General features: G+C 40.1%; 13 protein-coding genes. 4 read left to right on the top strand and 9 right to left on the bottom strand.

Annotated elements, in window-relative coordinates:
* Positions 1 to 11: 11 nt before the first annotated feature.
* The 7 genes from QZ379_RS02505 to QZ379_RS02475 form a co-directional block, all read right to left on the bottom strand.
* A complete protein-coding gene (locus tag QZ379_RS02505) occupies positions 12 to 1799 on the bottom strand; it encodes a RagB/SusD family nutrient uptake outer membrane protein (protein WP_291557962.1) in 1788 nt (595 codons plus the stop codon).
* 21 nt (positions 1800 to 1820) lie between these two features.
* Positions 1821 to 5069 carry a TonB-dependent receptor gene (locus QZ379_RS02500; RefSeq protein ID WP_291557959.1) on the bottom strand — a complete coding sequence of 1083 codons (3249 nt, stop codon included), beginning with the start codon at positions 5067 to 5069 and terminating at the stop codon, positions 1821 to 1823.
* Between the two features lie 146 nt (positions 5070 to 5215).
* Positions 5216 to 6409 carry an AGE family epimerase/isomerase gene (locus QZ379_RS02495; protein ID WP_291557957.1) on the bottom strand — a complete coding sequence of 398 codons (1194 nt, stop codon included), beginning with the start codon at positions 6407 to 6409 and terminating at the stop codon, positions 5216 to 5218.
* The gene (locus QZ379_RS02490; RefSeq protein ID WP_291557954.1) at positions 6406 to 7794 is read right to left on the bottom strand and encodes an MFS transporter; all 1389 of its coding nucleotides are present in this window, start codon (positions 7792 to 7794) and stop codon (positions 6406 to 6408) included. The genes QZ379_RS02495 and QZ379_RS02490 overlap by 4 nt, the downstream gene beginning before the upstream one ends.
* Positions 7795 to 7818: 24 nt before the next feature.
* Positions 7819 to 8994, bottom strand: a complete 1176-nt coding sequence (locus QZ379_RS02485) for a glycosidase (RefSeq protein ID WP_291557951.1) — start codon at positions 8992 to 8994, stop codon at positions 7819 to 7821.
* A gap of 17 nt (positions 8995 to 9011) precedes the next feature.
* Complete coding sequence (locus QZ379_RS02480) at positions 9012 to 10106, bottom strand: glycoside hydrolase family 26 protein (protein WP_291557948.1); 1095 nt, start codon at positions 10104 to 10106, stop codon at positions 9012 to 9014.
* A 186-nt stretch (positions 10107 to 10292) separates the two neighbouring features.
* Positions 10293 to 11183 (bottom strand): AraC family transcriptional regulator, encoded by an 891-nt coding sequence (locus QZ379_RS02475; protein WP_291557946.1) that lies wholly within the window; start codon positions 11181 to 11183, stop codon positions 10293 to 10295.
* A gap of 141 nt (positions 11184 to 11324) precedes the next feature.
* On the opposite strand from QZ379_RS02475, the gene QZ379_RS02470 reads away from it, so the two are divergent.
* Positions 11325 to 13535 (top strand): alpha-galactosidase, encoded by a 2211-nt coding sequence (locus QZ379_RS02470; protein WP_291557944.1) that lies wholly within the window; start codon positions 11325 to 11327, stop codon positions 13533 to 13535.
* A 67-nt stretch (positions 13536 to 13602) separates the two neighbouring features.
* Here the strand turns inward: QZ379_RS02470 and QZ379_RS02465 are convergent, their stop codons facing one another.
* Together QZ379_RS02465 and QZ379_RS02460 are read right to left on the bottom strand one after the other, a co-directional pair.
* On the bottom strand, positions 13603 to 14568 hold the full coding sequence (locus QZ379_RS02465; RefSeq protein ID WP_291557943.1) for an alpha/beta hydrolase: 966 nt from the start codon (positions 14566 to 14568) through the stop codon (positions 13603 to 13605).
* A gap of 258 nt (positions 14569 to 14826) precedes the next feature.
* Positions 14827 to 15387 carry a sugar O-acetyltransferase gene (locus tag QZ379_RS02460; RefSeq protein ID WP_291557940.1) on the bottom strand — a complete coding sequence of 187 codons (561 nt, stop codon included), beginning with the start codon at positions 15385 to 15387 and terminating at the stop codon, positions 14827 to 14829.
* A 154-nt stretch (positions 15388 to 15541) separates the two neighbouring features.
* On the opposite strand from QZ379_RS02460, the gene QZ379_RS02455 reads away from it, so the two are divergent.
* From QZ379_RS02455 to QZ379_RS02445, 3 genes are all read left to right on the top strand, one after another.
* Entirely contained in the window at positions 15542 to 16444 is a 903-nt protein-coding gene (locus QZ379_RS02455; RefSeq protein ID WP_291557939.1) for an AraC family transcriptional regulator, read from the top strand.
* Between the two features lie 64 nt (positions 16445 to 16508).
* The gene (locus tag QZ379_RS02450; protein ID WP_291557937.1) at positions 16509 to 18497 is read left to right on the top strand and encodes an OPT family oligopeptide transporter; all 1989 of its coding nucleotides are present in this window, start codon (positions 16509 to 16511) and stop codon (positions 18495 to 18497) included.
* Between the two features lie 6 nt (positions 18498 to 18503).
* Positions 18504 to 19343, top strand: a complete 840-nt coding sequence (locus QZ379_RS02445) for an alpha/beta hydrolase (protein ID WP_291557935.1) — start codon at positions 18504 to 18506, stop codon at positions 19341 to 19343.
* Positions 19344 to 19515 lie beyond the last annotated feature (172 nt).

The raw sequence follows: 19515 nt of genomic DNA, 5'->3' as shown, positions 1-19515 counted from the left end.
ATATTTATTAATTAACTCCATCCAGGATTATTACTGTCAATAGACTCATTAGTCGACACTTCTGAAGTCGGTAACGGGAACAGCAAATGCCTTTCGTCACGCCTTTTATTTATTCCTGCCTCATCATAAGCAGCTGTTGTACCATCATTATTTGTACCGGTTATGGAATTCATCACATCAACATATATTCCCCATCTGATAAGATCCCACCTGCGGTCTCCCTCAAGAGTAAGCTCCTTAGCCCTTTCTTCCAATATTTTTGAACGCAAATCATTTTTGTTACTGAAAGAATATGTTTTGGCGTTAGATCTTACTCGAATCTCGTTTAAAGCACCAACAGATTCATTATACTCATCCAGTTCGCATTTTGCTTCCGCATAAATCAAATAAACATCAGCCATTCTCAGGAAAGGATAATAAGCATCAGAATATTTCTGAGTCAGATCTGTTACATCAGAATATTTATTAGTAAAAGCCAAACACTCACTTGACACGTTATAATAATAGTTTCGTCCGTCATTAAAAGGAGCAACAGGGTCAGCTACTTTATTGCCGTTTTCATCATATCCAGTAGCCTGAAGTTTCAATTCTTGTGGATAATAAAAACCACCCTTATTATTTTCATTCTCATCTTGGTATGAAAGGATAAAACGATGTTTTACGCCATCTACTATTCTATAATCATCATCATCAAAAAGGCAATACCAATGATATCTGTTTCCTATATATAATCCATTCTGAACGACTCCATTACCATTATCAATACCATTATACCATTCAAGGACACCAGAGCTATAGACCTCATCACCACTTCTGGTTCTCAAGGTAAAAAGATGTTCCTGACCATTACCTATTTTATCATATCCTGATTTTGTCCACAAATCATCATAATCCAATAATCCGTACTGCCCATAATCGTGTTCTGAAGAATGATTTATCAAATAACCTGCCCATTTTGCAGCTTCCTGATAACAGTGAGTATAATCAAAGACTTCATAACCCGAAACTACCTTTTTAGTGAAAGTAAGAGGAATAGGCTTAACTAATTTCTTTGTATCATTTTCAAACTTATATGATGGCCCTGACATTACAGTAAGTTCTGCACCAGCAGGCATTGATGCCGCTGCCATTGTAGCATAAATCTTTGCAAGGAGTGCAACTGCTGTTCCGGCACAGACATGTCCAACCTGAAACGAAGGATCTGTATTCTTATACAATCTTGGAATAGCCTCAACTTCCAGCAAACGTACAATTTCATCATATGCTTCTTTTATGCTTCTTCTCGGTTGATTGTATGAAGCTCCTTCATCTATAGATTTATCAAACAGAGGAATCTCACCATATGCACGTACTAAAAGGAAATATGCAAACGCTTTGTTGAAATAGACTTCTCCAAGACCATTTTCTTTTACAGCCTCATCAGCACCTGTTATCTTATTAATTCTTTCAATAGCCACATTTGCTCTATTTATCAAATTGTAACATCCGTTCCATAAAGTATTCGGAACTTCATCACCCTGAAAGTTACCGGCACCCAAATTAGAAAATGCCCAATCAGGACCTGAAACATAGTCACAATCCATATCAAGCAATCTTGGAAAATTTCCCCAACGTGCCATATCGTCAAGCCATTTGCTGTAAACACCGGTTACCCAAAGATTTACCGCATCATCATCGTTACCAACATCATCTATACCAACGTATGAGTAAGGATCTTCTTTTAGGAAATTATTACAAGACGACATTGACAATGCCCCTGCAATACCTAATGAGATAATAAATATATTAAAGGTTTTCATAAATAATCTGTTTTATGGTTATCAAAAACTTACTTTTACTCCCATAGAGAATGTACGGCTGCTTGGATATGAATATATATCAACACCTCTACGTGAAGCATCTGAGCCGAATGCATTTACTTCAGGATCATACCAGCTATATCCTGTTATTGTAAACAAATTGCTTGCACTTGCATATATATCTATAGTATTAATACCCTTGAATTTCGGCTTTAATTTATATCCTATATTTACTGTCTTAAGCTTAAGGTAAGAACCGTCTTCCACATATCTGTCCGAAATCAACCATGTACGATTATATCCGGCTGTTGCTTTTGGCCATTTGGCATTTGATGCATTTTCCGCTGTCCATCTTGTATTGTATGCCTCAGTGGTGATATTTCCGGCATTACCCATTTTAATATCCATCAGGTTTCCATTGAAAATGTCATTACCCTGACTTCCCTGCAGGAAGAAACTGAATGTAAGGTTTTTCCACTCAAAATTATTTGTAATGCCATATACAAAATCCGGATTTGTATCACCTATTATTACACGGTCAGAAGCCGTTATTGCAGGGTTATCATCAAAATTCCTATATTTGATTTCACCTATCATTGCGCTTCCTTTTGCACGCACCTGTGGATCTGGAGAAGCCATTACCTCAGCCAAATTATCGTAGAATCCATCTTCAACATATCCATATATTGTACCGATAGGGCATCCGTTACGCTGTAAGAAGACCTCATCTGCCGCATTCCACAATTTAGTTGCGTATTGGTCAGAATCCAAACCGCCAATTTTGTTACGGTTAAACGAAATATTGGCATCCATGCTCCATTTTAAAGGTGTATCTTGCAATATATGGAAGTTACCAGTCAATTCTAATCCTTCGTTGGTTACATATCCGCTATTGATTAACATTGTACCAAAACCTGTACTGTTAGGAATCTTTACATCCTGCAACAAGTCGCGTGTCTTTTTGTAGTAATAATCCACAGTAAAGTTTATCCTGTTATTCAAAAATCCCAGATCCAAACCCACATTATACTGTGAAGTTGTTTCCCAACGCAAATCCTGAGCGACAGGACCTCTCCAGTCAACTTGCGCAAATCCACTGCTCAAGGCCCCAGAGAATGGATAATTAGCAATATTCAGAATAGACATTGTCCTATAACTTCCAATACCCTGATTACCGGTTTCACCATAGCTCAACCTTAATTTCATATTGCTGAATATACCTAAATTCTTAATAAACTTCTCCTCTGAAATTCTCCACGCAAAAGCTCCAGACAAGAAATCCGCCCATTTATTCTCAGCTGTAAACTTGCTGGAACCATCCGCACGATAGGACGCGGTAAAGATATATTTGTCCATCAATGTATAGTTTACTCTTGCCAAGAAAGAAGCCAACGCCGCATCACCCCTATCAGATACCAATTTACCCGGGTTCTTTCCTAAACTCATGTCATAATCAAGTGTCAAATCACTTGGAAATCCTGTTGCGGACATTGACTTACTTCCCCAACTTGATTTTTCGGCAGTAAAACCTGCAACAGCATTAACCGAATGTATTCCTCCAAATGTCTTAGTAAAAGTAAGCAATGATTCTGCAGTTATTCCACTCCACCAGTTAACCGACTGTCCGGCTCTACCATCGATGTTACTCGTAGAAGCACCTTCTTGAGTTTCTCTACCATAATAGGTGCCACGATCATTATTTGTATAACTAATACCTAAATTTTGTCTGAATTTCAAGAAAGGGAATAAAGTCACTTCCAAATATGAAGAATTGAAAACATTTATAGATTTCAACTGGTCTTTAGTTGAATTGATATATGCCAACGGATTTGATGCCAACCAGCTAAGTTCACCTGTTTCCGCTTCATTATTATTAGGGTCATATGTAGTTGGGAATATCAACGCTGAACGGATTACACCATAGTCGGAAGCATTAGTTTTTGAGAAGTCTGTCAACGTATGCGTGAAACTTGTATTCATACCCATTTCCAACCATTTCGTAATCTTTCTTCCGATATTGGCGCGAAGAGAGTAACGGGTAAATCCTGAATTCTTAATAATACCTGTCTGATCAAGATAGTTTCCGGAAAAAGAGTGCCAACCTTTATCAGAACCACCTGAAACACTTATATTATATTCCTGTGAGAATCCCGTCTGGAATATAAGATCTTGCCAATCTGCTACTCCAACCCATGTAGTATTTCCAAACTCGTCAATTCTATTTCCAGGATTTAAGAAATCCTCCGGTGACGGTTTATACTCACCTGATAACGAGTTCATAGTACCGTCAGCTTTTAAAGCATATTCCCACTTGCCTGGATAAGGCAATGTGCCTATAGGCTTACTATTATATTTATAGTCATTCAATTGTTGTTCATTCTGATAAAGAGCATAAGTATATGCATCAAGGACATCTATTTTTCTTGCTACTCTAGACATTGTAAAGTTCGCAGAAAATTCCACCTGCTCATGTCCTGCCTGTCCACGTTTGGTTGTTATTATAACAACCCCGTTTGCTCCTCGTGAACCATATATTGCAGTAGCAGAAGCATCCTTCAACACCTCTATAGATTCAATATCATGAGGATTTATAAATGACAATGGATTCGAGCTTTGATTACTGTTTGAATTGGCATCACTCGAAGGAGTTGACCCTGCATCGAACGGAACACCATCAACTATATATAGAGGCTGCGAACTTGTTGAAAATGAGTTTGTACCACGGATTTGGATACTTACACCTCCACCAGGAGCACCATCACTCTGATTTACCTGCACACCAGCCACTTTTCCAGCCAAGCCCTTGGTGAAATCAGTCGGACTGCCTTTCATCAGGTCATCACTTTTTATCTGTGATACAGCACCGGACAAGTCACGTTTTTTCATAGTACCATATCCTACTACAACAACTTCATCCAATACCTCCGTATCTTCTTTCATCACGATATTGAAAGTTGTATTGTTTCCTACTTTTATCTCTTGGGTAGCAAAACCTATAAAAGACACTTCAATCACCGCACCTGGAGAAACATTCAGAGAGAAATTTCCATCCAGATCTGTTATTACACCATTTGTAGTACCTTTTTCCACTACATTGGCTCCTATTACAGACATTCCGGATGAATCCAATACCTGACCACTAATCTGCTTCTTGTTCTGTTGGACAATTTCAAGATTAGAATCATAAGCCAATGCGTCAGGAATATTCCAGAAAATCAGTGTTGAACAAGCACACAGCTGTAACACTCTTTTTTTAACTTTGAAATTCATAACGTGTTTTTTGTATTATTATTAATTAATTCAATGGTAACAAATAAATAGACATATCTGCTTTATCTTACTGTTGCAAAGTTACATACAACCAGCATCATATAATGATACTTTTATATCCATATATAATACTCTTGTAATATGTATTAAGAAAAGCGTTCAATTATCTCCAAACACATACGGGCATTGTGATAAGGACATTTCCAAAATCCCGCTTTGTCATCATTCTTATTTATTGTTCCATCGTTTGATATACTCCAGTACCATTCCCCGTTTACTTTATCTATGAGTTTGTCCTTAATAAATTTCCAACAGTCCGAAGCCGTTTCAAGAGCCTTACTATCAGCATAATGCTGATATAAATTGACATGTCCTACTACATTCTCAGCTTGTACCCACCAGTGAAGTTCCCTGTCTGTGATATCCTTGTCAATAAATCTCTCGTATATCATACTGCCGTCATCGTTCAACCCTTCATCTGCCGCCTTTGCTATTTTCGGAACTATAGCCTCAACTTCTCCAAGGAGAGAATTATCACCAAGTACAATCGCAGCCTCATGTATCAGCCACGATGCTTCAATGTCATGCCCGTAAGACATGATATGATACTTATTTATCCAATTATCATCAAAAAACAGATTGAGATGATTTGTGTCCTTATCCAATATCCTGTACAGAAAAACATCTATCAAATGTGCCAACTGCTTTTTCAGCAATTCGTTTTTCCAGACCCTATAAAGATTTGTATATGCTTCAAGTACATGCAAATGGGTATTCATGGTCTTGCTTTCATTCTCGTCCTTCTCGCTCAGACGCATATCCTCAATAGGTTTCCAATCACGTGTAAATGCCTCAAAATATCCTCCCCTTACAGAATCGAAACTGTATCTTTCAATAACATCAAATAATTTTACCGCATATTCCAACGCCTCTTTGTCGCCGGTAGCCCTTACATATTCACTCAAGCCATATATGGCAAACCCTATGGCGTATATCTGCTTTTTTGTGTCTGTGGGGTTTCCCTTGAAATCAAGTTCCCAGTAAATGCCTCCGAACTGTTTGTCATAGAATTTACCGATAAGATAATCTTTAGCTCTTGAAGCTATTTCCAGATACGACTCTTTCTTCAATATCCTATATGCCGAAGAAAATGTCCATAATATACGAGCGTTCAATATCGCACCTTTTGACGCCTCCGGGCATAAAACATCCTCACCGGTTATTTGTCCGTAAAATCCTCCGTTCTCATTGTCAACCATCCTGGTCATCCAGAACGGAAGTATGTCATTTTCCAGTTCCTTACGCACTTCATCTACAAGTGACACTACTATATCTTTCATTTCTTATTTTCACGTTTTAAATTCAATTCACTAATAATTACCTTTACCTTGTTTTCTCCCAAAGGATAAAAACATACAAACAACACCGAAACCAAAGCCGCTATCGCAGGAAGAATACTCAAAAACATTTTTATTCCATTTATTGTTTCAGGACTTTGAGCCGCATTCGCCTGAAATCCGAAGAAAGAAAGCAACCAACCTGTAACGGCTGTTCCTATAGCCCATCCGAATTTCTGACTCATTGATGAGGCACTAAATATCAAGCCTGTAGCTCTGTTTCCTGTCTTATATTCTGAATAATCGGCACAGTCGGCATACATAGACCACAGCAATGGGAAAATACTTCCGGCGCAGATACTTATAACACACTGGAAAACAAATATCAATACCAAATCCTCAGGTTTGAACCAATAGAAGATAATACTAAGAACAGCAGCCAATGACATGGAAATAGCAAAGGTCTGCTTTTTACCGATAACGTTACTTACAGGAGCCGCCAGAACTACACCTATTATATTAGCCATCTGTCCTATAGAAAGGAATAATCCGCTTAAAACGAATGATACTCCAAATAATGTTATCGAACGGAATTCTTCTTCAACAATATAATACTTGAAATAATAAACAGCCGCACCGTCTCTTATTGAGTTAAACACAAGTGCAAATACTCCGGCTACAAACAATATCCACCACGGACGGTTATGAAACAGGTCTTTGATGTCACTTTTCAATGATGATTTGTTTTCATTGATAGGTTTGACACGCTCCTTAGTCAGATAGAAACAACCCAGAAATAGCAATACGCACATAACAGCTATCACAGAAACAGCCATAGTCCACGCTTGCTGCTGTTGCGACACGTCACCGGCATCACTACAGAAAGCATTCACCATAGGCATGAAAAGCAACAAAGCTATAAAACTGCCTATATAAGCGAACATCATGCGGAAAGTTGACAATGTATTTCTTTCCTTAGAATCATGACTTATCACCCCCAAAAGTGATGCATACGGAACATTTATACCGGAATAAACCATCATCATAAGGGAATAAGTGATATATGCATATACCAGTTTGCCTGTATTTCCGAAAGGAGGGGTATAAAAAGTAAGCACTCCTATGAGTCCGAACGGAACAGCAAGAAACAAAAGGTATGGTCTGAACTTACCCCAACGGCTTGATGTCCTGTCTGCAACGACTCCCACTATGGGGTCAAAAACAGAATCCCAAATTCGTGTAACAAGAAACATAGTACCAACGATAGCAGCCGGCAAGCCGAAAACGTCGGTATAAAAAATCATCAGATATGCTCCAAAAAGTTTCCAAAACATGGATGAAGCCATATCGCCAAAACCATATCCTATTTTTTCCTTGAGTTTTATCATAGCAGTGCTTTCTAAATTAAATTATCACTTGTTCATCAATTTCAAATTCTTGTCAATAAGTTTTTTCAGTGTCTCGACAGAAGCTGTCGTTGTAAGTCCATCCTGAGGTGTGTTCATACAGTAATCAACCAATTTATCAATCGTAGATACAGCCACATGCATACGTGTGTCTGATGACGCATAATATATGAAAACTTTTCCATCCTCATCGGCTATCCAACCATTAGAGAACAGTACATTTGAAACGTCGCCGATACGTTCCTCTCCTTCCGGTGCCATGAAATATCCTGCCGGAGAAGCTATAAGTTTGGTTGGATCTTCCAATGAAGTCATATACATGTACAAAACATATCTCAAACCTGCTGCACAACCTCTTACACCATGTGCCAGATGTAGCCATCCTTTTGAAGTCTTTATAGGATGAGGTCCCTCACCATTCTTCACTTCTTTTATAGTATGGTAGTAACGGCTGTCAATAATCTTTTCTTCCTTAACCTCGGAATTTGTAATATCGTCAACCAACGCCCAGCCTATTCCACCGCCACTTCCGGCATCAATAAATCCGTCCTGCGGACGAGTGTAGAACGCATATTTTCCATCCACAAATTCAGGATGAAGCACTACATTTCTCTGCTGGCTCTTCGACTTAAGGTCCGGCAGTCGTTCCCAAGTTTTCAAGTCTTTGGTACGAGCTATTGCCGCGGTAGCGGTAGCTGATGACAAATCACCTGCCGGAGCATTGTCATCATGTCTTTCCGCACAGAATATTCCGTATATCCATCCGTCTTCATGTGCCGTAAGTCGCATGTCGTATATATTTGTGGCAGGAATCACATCATCAGGCATCGTAACCGGATAATCCCAAAATCTGAAATTATCAACTCCATTAGGACTTTCAGCCACAGCAAAGAACGATTTCCTGTCCGCTCCCTCAACCCTTACAACAAGCAGGTATTTTCCATTCCACTTGATTGCTCCAGAGTTCATCGTGGCATTCATTCCGATGCGTTCCATCAAATAAGGGTTAGTTTCCTCATTCAAGTCATAACGCCAAAAAACCGGAGTATGCGCAGCTGTCAATACAGGATTCTTATAACGTTTATAAACTCCGTTACCTTCTTCAATAGGTTCGTTTTTACGAGTAATCAACTCTTCGTGACGAGCAAATAAATCGTTTAATTTCTGTTCAAACTGTTTCATTGCATTAATGTATTTAATTATTTAATATTATTCATATCCTTTGAAAACAAAGTACGAGGACTGTCATAAAATTTTACAAAATCTTTTTCAGAAACTTGTCCCGGATAAGGTGCGTAATAATGGTTTTCCCTCTCTCGTGCATTACGCCATACCAAGACATAGCTTACCGGATACTTTTCAACGATAGGAAGCAGTGTTTCCGTCCACCACAAAGAATCCGGAATAGCCTCATAGCCGGTTTCAGTTACAGCCATAACCTTATCGTGTGCCTTAGATACCTGAGTCATTATGTCCAATGATTTTTCCATGTCGTTCACATAATTATCTTTATCAAACTGATAGATGTCTACTCCAATCAGGTCTATAATGTCATCTCCCGGATATCTTTCAAGATACGCTGTAGAATCCTTCGGTTCAGAGCCTGGAGAATATGCATATAGCAATTGTGTAACACCTTTTTCCTGAAGTCTATCATATGTCATTCTCCACAATGCTTTATACTCCTCTGTAGAACATAAGTTCTGTCCCCACCAGAACCAGCTTCCGGTATGTTCATGCCATGGACGGAAAATCACTGGGATTTTTGTTCCATCCTCTAATGTTATGGAATTCATATATTCCGCAAGCTTGTCAAGCCATCCTATGAACTTTGCGTGATTGTTTCCTCCTGGCAATACTGATTTAACCACTGTAGAATCGCTTACATCCCATGAATCTTTCCTTGTCGAAGGATTATCAACATGCCAGCTAAAAGATGACATTCCGCCACGATTATATTGTTCTATCACTTCCTTGCGGATTCTGTCCAAGGAAACATTATCCAAAGTTTTGTCACCATTGATTTCCATTCTTCCCAAATCGAATGACATAACTGCCGGATAATCGCCGCACACACTTTTTACATCACTACGTTCTTCATCACCATCCCATCCTATTCCATATACAGGGTCATCATGATGGCCGAACATGAATCCGTATACCGGAATTTTTTTAAGTTTAACCAACATCTGTTCTGCCTCAAGAGTCTTAACAGGTTTTACTTTTTCTTCTGAAAATTGGCATGAACTTCCAAAAAGAGAAAAAACGATAATTGCAGAAATAAGTTTCCTCATACTATTAGAGATTAAATTTAATATTAATAATGTGTTACTTTAATTCGTAAAGACTCAATCTTTACAAGTGCAAAATTAATCGGCTTTGAATAAAAAGTATGATACTATTTTATCCAAAGTCGATTAATTGTTTAAAGCCATAAATATTATTACAGTCTGTTCCCAAAAAAAACGATTACTGCATCATCATATCACTATACGTCTGTTATTATAATCATCCCTGAACTCTTTCGGTGTACATTTTCGTTTTTTCTTAAATAAACGATTGAAATTAGACAAGTTATTAAAACCACATGAATAACACACTTCAGATATAGACATTGTAGAATCTACCAAAAGTCGTGCTGCATATCCTAAACGCACATCTATAATATAATCTGAAAGGCTCTTGCCTGTCCTCAATTTAAAGAAACGACTGAATGATACATTCGCCATACCAACCATATTGGCAAGTTGCGACAAATGAATTTCATCCTGATAATGCTCTGCTATATATTTTTGTACACGCAGAATCCTTCTACTGTCTGATTGCACCTCAATTTGTGCAAATGAAGAGCTGGACAATTCCTTAGCATCATCCATAAATAAAGAAAGTTCATATAATAATGTCATAAATTTAATAACAGCATAAAAGCCCTTTTCTTTTGACAATTCCGATATTAAATTATAAACTTTCAGTATTGCAGGCATTGGAAAACATAGACCGTTTCTTGCCTTGCTCAACATTTTTTCAACACGCTCAAACTGATTCTTGTTTATCAATCCGCTTAAAAAAGCAGGTGAGAACTGAACGGTTATTTCATGTATATTATCAGACTTACATTCCCCTTGTTCCCACACATGTTCCAAATCAGGACTGGTTATAAGTACCATATCATATTCTCCAACACACTCTTTTGAATCTCCTACAATCCTGCACAGCCCTGAACCATGCTCTATAAAATTCAATTCATACTCCTTATGACAATGTATAGGATATGTAAACTCTGTTTTATATCTGTCAGCTATGTAGAAACAATCTTTATCCGAAAGCGGAGTTATTTCCCTTATAATATTGTTTTCCTTCTTATTATCCATAATGAACCTTATTAAAAATATTACGCTGATACACAAATTTATAATTTATTTTCCTTTATACCAATATATGATAAATAAATATCATACAATAATACCAAAAACTTATACTTTTGCAGTAAAATAATCTAAAACATAAAAAACATGAACATCTTTAAACTAACCAATGTTTCCACTGCATTCTTTTTACTGTTATGCAGTAATGCAAACGCACAGTTCTACAACCTGTCAACACCTGGTACCAGTCTTGTAATAGAAGCTCCCCAAAACGGTGAAGCCAAACTTATATATTACGGTACAAAACTATCAGAAAACGAACTGAACGAAATAAAAAGCTCAGGTTTTAATTCATTCTCCGCATATCCTGTGTATGGAATGAATTGTCAAAGTGAAACAGCCCTTGCTGTAAAACATTATGACGGAAACATGTCATTGCAAATGGAAGTCATCAATGTCGAAAAAACAAACAATGAAGACTATGTCCAGACAACACTTACCCTGAAAGATAAAATTTATCCACTTTATGTAAATATTAATTACAAAGCATACAATAAAGTGGACATGATAGAAACATGGAGCGAAATTACGAACAAAGAAAAAGGAACAGTGACATTAAACCAATTCTCCTCAGGCTATATGCCGATAAGAAGGGGTAATGTATGGCTATCATCTCTCTATGGTTCATGGGCTAACGAAGGCCGCCTATGCCAGGAAGAACTGACACCAGGAATGAAAATAATAAAGAATAAAGACGGTGTACGCAATTCGCATACCGCACATGCGGAAGTTATGTTCTCTCTTGACGGAAAGCCGCAGGAAAACAATGGAAGGACCATAGGTGCAGCTCTTTGCTATGGAGGAAACTATAAACTTAGAATTGATACCGACGACAGTGAATATCATCATTTCTTTGCCGGAATAAACGAAGAAAATTCAGCATACAATTTAAAGAAAAATGAAACATTCACAACACCGGTACTTGCATTTACATACAGCGAAGAAGGATTAAGCGGTGCAAGCAGAAATTTCCATAAATGGGGACGTGAATATAAACTTGCCAATGGTAACAAAGAAAGAAAAATCTTATTAAACAGCTGGGAAGGTGTATATTTCGACATAAATCAACAAGGAATGGAACAGATGATAAATGACATATCATCCATGGGAGGTGAACTGTTCGTAATGGACGACGGATGGTTCGGAAACAAATATCAACGTAACACAGACAATTCATCACTGGGCGACTGGACTGTCGATAAAAAGAAATTGCCGCAAGGAATAGAAGGTCTGATCAAGGCATCAAAAAAGAACAACATCGATTTTGGAATATGGATTGAACCTGAAATGACAAACACTAAAAGCGAATTGTACGAGAAACATCCTGAATGGATTATTAAATCTCCCAAAAGGGAAGCTACAACAGGACGCGGTGGAACACAATTAGTACTGGATATGGGAAATCCTGAAGTACAAGATTTTGTATATGAAATTGTTGACAAATTAATGACTGAAAATCCGGAAATAGACTATATAAAATGGGATGCAAACATGGGTATAATAAATCATGGTTCTAACTACCTGACAAACGACAACCAGAGCCATCTTTACATTGAATATCACAGAGGATTTGAGAAAGTATGCCAACGTATCCGCAACAAATATCCAGAACTGACAATACAGGCATGCGCAAGTGGAGGAGGACGTGCCAACTATGGATATCTTCCTTACTTCGATGAATTTTGGGTAAGTGACAATACTGATGCTTTACAAAGAATTTATATGCAATGGGGTACATCATATTTCTTCCCGGCAATAGCAATGGCATCGCATATCAGTGCGACACCTAACCATCAGACATTCAGAACAATACCGTTAAAATACCGTATTGATGTAGCCATGAGCGGACGTCTCGGGATGGAAATACAACCTAAAAACATGACACAGGAAGAAAAAGAATTGTGCCGTAAAGCTATAAGCGAATATAAGACAATACGTCCGATAGTACAATTCGGTGATATTTACAGACTGAAATCACCATACGATAAGGATGGAGTCGCATCGCTAATGTATGTTTCTCCAGAAAAAGACAAAGCTGTATTCTATTGGTGGAAAACAGAGACTTTCGTAAACCAGCATCTGCCTGTTATAACTATGAAAGGTTTAAATCCTGAAAAAAGATATATGGTTAAAGAATTAAACAGAATTGACAATGAACCTCTCGTATTCGAAGGAAAAACATTTACAGGTAAGTTCCTCATGAGCAAAGGACTTGAAATTCCATATACCCACAAAGTTGACTATCATAAACTAAATGATTATGCAAGCAGGGTATTATATATAGAAGAAGTAAAATAATAATAGAAATATAACAAGAAACAGACTTGACTTCATTCTCGAAGCAAGTCTGTTTCTTTATACACTATCATTTCATATTCTCGCGAATAAACTTCTCAATCCTGTCGTAAGGAATCACTCCGGCTACATTGTCGTACAAATCTACATGGCTTGCACCAGGAACTATGAGCAGTTCCTTATTGTCGCCCTTGAGTTTCTTGAAAGCATCTTCTGAGAAATAGCGCGAATGGGCTTTCTCGCCGTGAACCAACAGGACGGCACTTCTTATCTCGCTGCTGTATGTCAGTAGCGGAGTGTTTATGAATGAAAGAGAGGAAGTCACGTTCCATCCGTTATTTGAGTTCAGCGAACGCGGATGATAGCCGCGCGGAGTCTTATAGTAAGCATAATAGTCTTTTACGAACTGCGGCGCATCTTCCGGCAGAGGGTCAATCACTCCACCTGCAAGGGCATATGTTCCGTTCTTCGCGTCGATGGTGCGCTGCTCGTTAAGTTTTCGGCGAAGCTCATAGCGTGCATCTTCGTCCATTGAGTCGAAATATCCGTTTGCCGTGACACGGCTCATGTCGTACATGGTCACAGCCACGGTAGCTTTGATACGGGTGTCTATGGCTGCTGCATTCAGAGCAAATCCGCCCCAACCGCATATGCCGATTATTCCAATCTTGGCAGAATCCACATCCGGACGTGTAATCAGATAGTCCACTGCCGCACTGAAATCTTCGGTGTTGATATCAGGTGATGCAACATAACGTGGTTCTCCACTACTCTCGCCGGTGAAAGACGGGTCGAAAGCTATTGTCAGAAATCCCCGTTCGGCCATAGTCTGGGCGTATAGTCCGGACGACTGTTCTTTCACTGCACCGAAAGGACCACTCACAGCCAATGCCGGTAGCGGAGCCTCAGCATTTTTCGGACGATACAGGTCGGCCACAAGTGTGATGCCGAAACGATTCTTGAACGAAACACGTTCTGTCACTACTTTATCGCTTGGAGCGAAAGTCTTTTTGTCTTGCGCATTTAGATTTGTCATAACACTTATTATTAGAATTTGAATAATTAAAATCAGGTTTCTTTTCATATTGGTTTGTTTTTTTTTGAAACATATGGGAAGATGATTGTTTAAATATCCCGAAAAGACGGTTCGCAGAAAGCGTGACACGTACGTGTTACGCCCGCGTCACGTTCGTATTCCGCGCGTGACACGAGCGTGTTCCACCCGTTACACGAACGTGTTACGGTTTCTGCGTCGAAGAATCTGATAATCAGAAACGAAGAATCCGGAAAAATCCTACATCTTCTTTATGAAACGGGCAGGCACACCGCCTACTATAGTGCCGGGTTCCACATCCTTAGTAACTACAGCACCGGCAGCTATCACTGCATTGTCGCCTATAGTCAACCCTTGCAGAATAGTGAAATTGGAGCCTACCCATACATTCTTGCCGAGAACTATCGGCGCAGGATAGGTTATGCCTCGCTCCTCGGGCTGCAATCCGTGGTTTAGAGTTGCAAACACCACGTTATGACCTATCCGGCAGCCGTCGCCAAGAGTTACTCCTCCGTGGTCCTGAAAATGGCAGCATGCATTTATGAAAACATTTTCTCCCACATGGATATTCTTTCCGAAATCAGAATAGAAAGGAGGAAACACACGCAGGGTTTTGGGCACAGTATATCCGAAAAGTTCGGACAGCAATCCTCTAACTTCATCCGGTGTGTGATACGATGAATTCAACCGGAATGTCACACGGCGGGCCTCCTCGCTCATCTCTCCCATAAGAGCATGGATTTCATCCGTATCGAGTGCCTTGCCGGTCTTTACATAAGATAAAAAGTCGTTTAAAAGCATATCTGTAATATATAATTGTTCATGTTACAAAAGTACTATATACATTATATCTGTACTGTATATGGATTACGGCTCTTTGTACCAATTTTACCGAATGTTGCTTATACGGATAATATGTATTATTTTTGCTACGAAACACAAATAATCTGCATAAATGAAACAGAAAGTTATCAAATTAGAGGATGTCAACAGATTCAACGATATATTCGGACTTGAGACTCTGCACCCTATGGTGAGTGTGGTCGACTTGTCCAAGGCTGCGAGGTGGCCTGAAACTCTGACCATTAACTACGGAGTCTATGCCGTATATCTGAAAAAAACGAAATGTGGCGATTTGACATACGGGATGCAGGAGTACGATTATGATGAGGGTACAATAGTTTGTTTTGCACCCGGACAGGTGGTAACATCGCACATGAATACCGACACAAAGCCGGAGGGCTACGGAATACTGTTTCATCCGGACTTCATACACGGCACTTCACTTGGCAAGGACATAAAGAGATATTCTTTCTTCGGATATGACTCAAAAGAGGCTCTTCACCTGTCAGAAGAGGAAAAGAGGATAATCATGGAGTGTTTCGGCAATATAGAAAGGGAACTCCGAATCCGACAGGACAAACACAGCCGGAGAATCATAACAGCAAACTTAGGACTGACGCTCGACTACTTCCTGCGTTTTTACGACAGACAGTTCCAGACGAGAGAGGTGTCTAACAAGAACGTAATAGTGCAGTTCGAACGTCTGCTGGACGATTATTTCGACAGCAAGGCCCCTACCGAGAACGGTCTGCCTACGGTGAGATACTTTGCCGAAAAGGTGTTTCTCTCTCCAAACTATTTCGGCGACATGATAAGCCGGCAGACGGGGAAAACGGCGTCCGAATACATCCACGGCAAGGTGGTGGACAAGGCTAAGGAGAAACTGCTGTCCACACAGATGACTATGACGGAAATAGCCTACGAACTTGGGTTCCAGTATCCGCAACATCTGAGCCGTATGTTCAAAAAAGAAGTTGGCTGCACACCAAACGAATACAGAACGCAAAGGTTATGAGTTTTTTTTATTACTTTTGGACACGAAACGGAATAACATTAACAAAATAATAACATAATCGAACATGAAAACAGAACAAGAAAAGCCGACGGGGCTGCCAGAGAATGCGTTCCGTCCGCTTAAACCGGGCGAGAAATATGAGCCGCTCATGTCGCCTTCGAAGAATTATCCGGAAGTAAACCTGTGGTCAGTGACATGGGGTATAGTAATGGCTGTGATTTTCTCGGCCGCAGCTGCCTATCTGGGACTTAAAGTAGGTCAGGTATTCGAAGCTGCTATTCCTATTGCCATCATTGCAGTGGGTGTGTCAAGTGCCACAAAGCGTAAAAACGCATTAGGCGAGAACGTAATGATACAGTCTATCGGAGCATGCTCCGGAGTGATTGTAGCAGGTGCCATATTCACTCTTCCGGCACTCTATATTCTTCAGGAGAAATATCCGGAGATGACAGTGAACTTCATGCAGATGTTCATCAGCTCTCTGCTTGGAGGTGTATTGGGTATTCTCTTCCTCATTCCATTCCGTAAATATTTCGTAAAGGACAAGCATGGCGAATATCCTTTCCCTGAGGCAACAGCCAGCACACAGGTTCTTGTGTCGGGCGAGAAAGGAGGCGACCAGGCAAAACCGCTTCTTATGGCAGGACTCATCGGAGGTCTGTACGACTTCATAGTCGGTACCTTCGGATGGTGGAACGAGAACTTCACAAGCCGTATATGCAGTGCCGGTGAAATGGTGGCTGAGAAATTCAAATTAGTTTTCAAGATAAATACAGGTGCTGCCGTGCTTGGATTGGGGTATATCGTAGGTCTGAAATATGCTGCCATAATATGTGCCGGCTCGCTGGTGGTTTGGTTCGTTATAGTACCGGGATTTGCCCTTGTGTTTGGCGACCAGGTTCTCAATACATGGAATCCGAACATCACTATGGCCGTTAAGGATATGTCGCCGGAAATGATATTCAGCGAATATGCCAAGAGTATAGGTATCGGCGGTATCGCTATGGCCGGCATCATAGGTATAGTCCGTTCATGGGGTATAATAAAAGGTGCCGTAAGTCTTGCAGCAAAGGAAATGGGTGGCAAGAAAGCTGAAGCCAACGTAGAACGTACTCAGAAAGATATTTCGATGAAGATTATCGCATTCGGATCTATCTTTACGTTGCTGTTGGTTCTGCTGTTCTTCTACTTCGACGTTATGCAGGGTAATGTGCTTCACACCGTTGTGGCACTTCTGCTTGTGGCAGGTATAGCATTCCTCTTCACAACAGTGGCTGCAAACGCGATAGCCATAGTAGGTACAAACCCAGTATCGGGCATGACGCTTATGACTCTTATCCTTGCATCAGTAATCATGGTGGCAGTAGGTCTGAACGGAGCTACAGGTATGGTTGCAGCACTGGTTATGGGTGGTGTGGTATGTACAGCTCTATCAATGGCCGGCGGTTTTATCACTGACCTCAAGATAGGTTACTGGCTTGGAAGTACTCCTAAGAAACAGGAAACATGGAAATTCCTCGGAACACTGGTTTCTGCCGCTACAGTGGGCGGTGTCATCATGGTGCTTAATGATTCATACGGATTTACAAGCGGACAGCTTGCTGCACCTCAGGCAAATGCTATGGCAGCCGTTATCGACCCGCTGATGAATGGTGTAGGTGCTCCATGGGCTTTATATGGAGCAGGTGCTGTATTGGCAATCGTTCTTACTTATTTCAAGGTTCCTGCACTGGCTTTCGCACTTGGTATGTTCATTCCTTTGGAACTCAACCTTCCTCTATTGGTGGGTGGTGCTATAAACTGGTACGTGACAACAAGAAGTAAGGACGAATCTGTGAACCGGGAACGTGGCGAGAAAGGAACATTGCTTGCTTCCGGTTTCATTGCCGGAGGTGCTCTGATGGGTGTAGTTAGCGCAGTGATGAGATATTGCGACATCAATCTTGTAAACGAGTCATGGTTGGCTAATCCTATGAGCCAGGTTGTATCACTCGTTGCATATGCACTCCTTATTATATATCTGGTGAAAGCCAGCATGTCGATCAAAAAATAAACTGTTATGAAAAAGAATTTACTGATTATGAGTTTCATTATGCTGTCATCTATATTATGCGCACAGAAGCCTATCGAAATCAAGCTTTGGCCTAATGGTGCGCCTAACGAAAACGGTATTAAAGAACAAAAAGAAAATGGTCCTGTCTATGTGGCAGAACCTACTCTTTATGTTTATCCTGCCGAGAATCCCAACGGAATGGCAATCATAGCATGTCCCGGAGGCGGATACCATCATCTGGCTACTGCCCATGAAGGACACGATATGGCTGCGTGGTTCAACAGTCAGGGAATAACATATTCGGTTCTTATCTACCGAATGCCTAACGGACACAACGAAGTTCCCCTGAGCGATGCACATCAGGGCATAAGAATCATGCGTGAAAAGTCTAAAGACTTGAAATTCTCAAAACTCGGAATCATGGGTTCTTCTGCCGGAGGACATCTTACGAGCACTGCTGCAACTCATTTCGACGAGTCTACAAGACCCGATTTCCAGATACTCTTCTATCCGGTCATCACAATGGAGAAGAGATATACTCACATGGGCTCAAGAAACAATCTCCTGGGAAGCAATCCTGACGAAAAGATTGTAGAACTGTATTGTAATGAGAAGCAGGTTACTCCACAGACTCCTCCAGCATTCATTATGCACTGTAGCGATGACAAGGCCGTACCTGTAGAAAACAGCATCAACTATTACATGTCGCTCGTGAAAAACGGAGTTCCTGCATCGCTTCACACATATCCTATCGGTGGACACGGATGGGGATATCGCGACAGTTTCATCTACAAAAGACAATGGACAGGCGAGCTGGAGAAATGGTTGAGAGAGATAAACAAATAAATATACAGAAAAATAGCCCAACTATTTGTAAAACAAAAGAAAAGCAGTATCTTTGCAGCCGCTATTACGAGATAATAGCATAATTCAAATCATTAACATTAAAAATTTAACGTTTAAAAAATGGCAACTAAAATCAGATTGCAGAGAAACGGACGCAAAGGTTATGCGTTCT

Source organism: Bacteroides sp. (assembly GCF_019417265.1).
Classification (GTDB): Bacteria; Bacteroidota; Bacteroidia; order Bacteroidales; family Bacteroidaceae; genus Phocaeicola.
This window is presented reverse-complemented; position numbering and strand designations above follow the sequence as displayed.

Bases quoted from the DNA above. Each gene is read 5' to 3' on its own strand.
- QZ379_RS02465 (WP_291557943.1), bottom strand. From the start codon at position 14,568: ATGACAAATCTAAATGCGCAAGACAAAAAGACTTTCGCTCCAAGCGAT.
- QZ379_RS02445 (WP_291557935.1), top strand. From the start codon at position 18,504: ATGAAAAAGAATTTACTGATTATGAGTTTCATTATGCTGTCATCTATA.
- QZ379_RS02495 (WP_291557957.1), bottom strand. From the start codon at position 6,409: ATGAAAGATATAGTAGTGTCACTTGTAGATGAAGTGCGTAAGGAACTG.
- QZ379_RS02500 (WP_291557959.1), bottom strand. From the start codon at position 5,069: ATGAATTTCAAAGTTAAAAAAAGAGTGTTACAGCTGTGTGCTTGTTCA.
- QZ379_RS02450 (WP_291557937.1), top strand. From the start codon at position 16,509: ATGAAAACAGAACAAGAAAAGCCGACGGGGCTGCCAGAGAATGCGTTC.
- QZ379_RS02470 (WP_291557944.1), top strand. From the start codon at position 11,325: ATGAACATCTTTAAACTAACCAATGTTTCCACTGCATTCTTTTTACTG.
- QZ379_RS02480 (WP_291557948.1), bottom strand. From the start codon at position 10,106: ATGAGGAAACTTATTTCTGCAATTATCGTTTTTTCTCTTTTTGGAAGT.
- QZ379_RS02490 (WP_291557954.1), bottom strand. From the start codon at position 7,794: ATGATAAAACTCAAGGAAAAAATAGGATATGGTTTTGGCGATATGGCT.
- QZ379_RS02455 (WP_291557939.1), top strand. From the start codon at position 15,542: ATGAAACAGAAAGTTATCAAATTAGAGGATGTCAACAGATTCAACGAT.
- QZ379_RS02505 (WP_291557962.1), bottom strand. From the start codon at position 1,799: ATGAAAACCTTTAATATATTTATTATCTCATTAGGTATTGCAGGGGCA.
- QZ379_RS02460 (WP_291557940.1), bottom strand. From the start codon at position 15,387: ATGCTTTTAAACGACTTTTTATCTTATGTAAAGACCGGCAAGGCACTC.
- QZ379_RS02485 (WP_291557951.1), bottom strand. From the start codon at position 8,994: ATGAAACAGTTTGAACAGAAATTAAACGATTTATTTGCTCGTCACGAA.
- QZ379_RS02475 (WP_291557946.1), bottom strand. From the start codon at position 11,183: ATGGATAATAAGAAGGAAAACAATATTATAAGGGAAATAACTCCGCTT.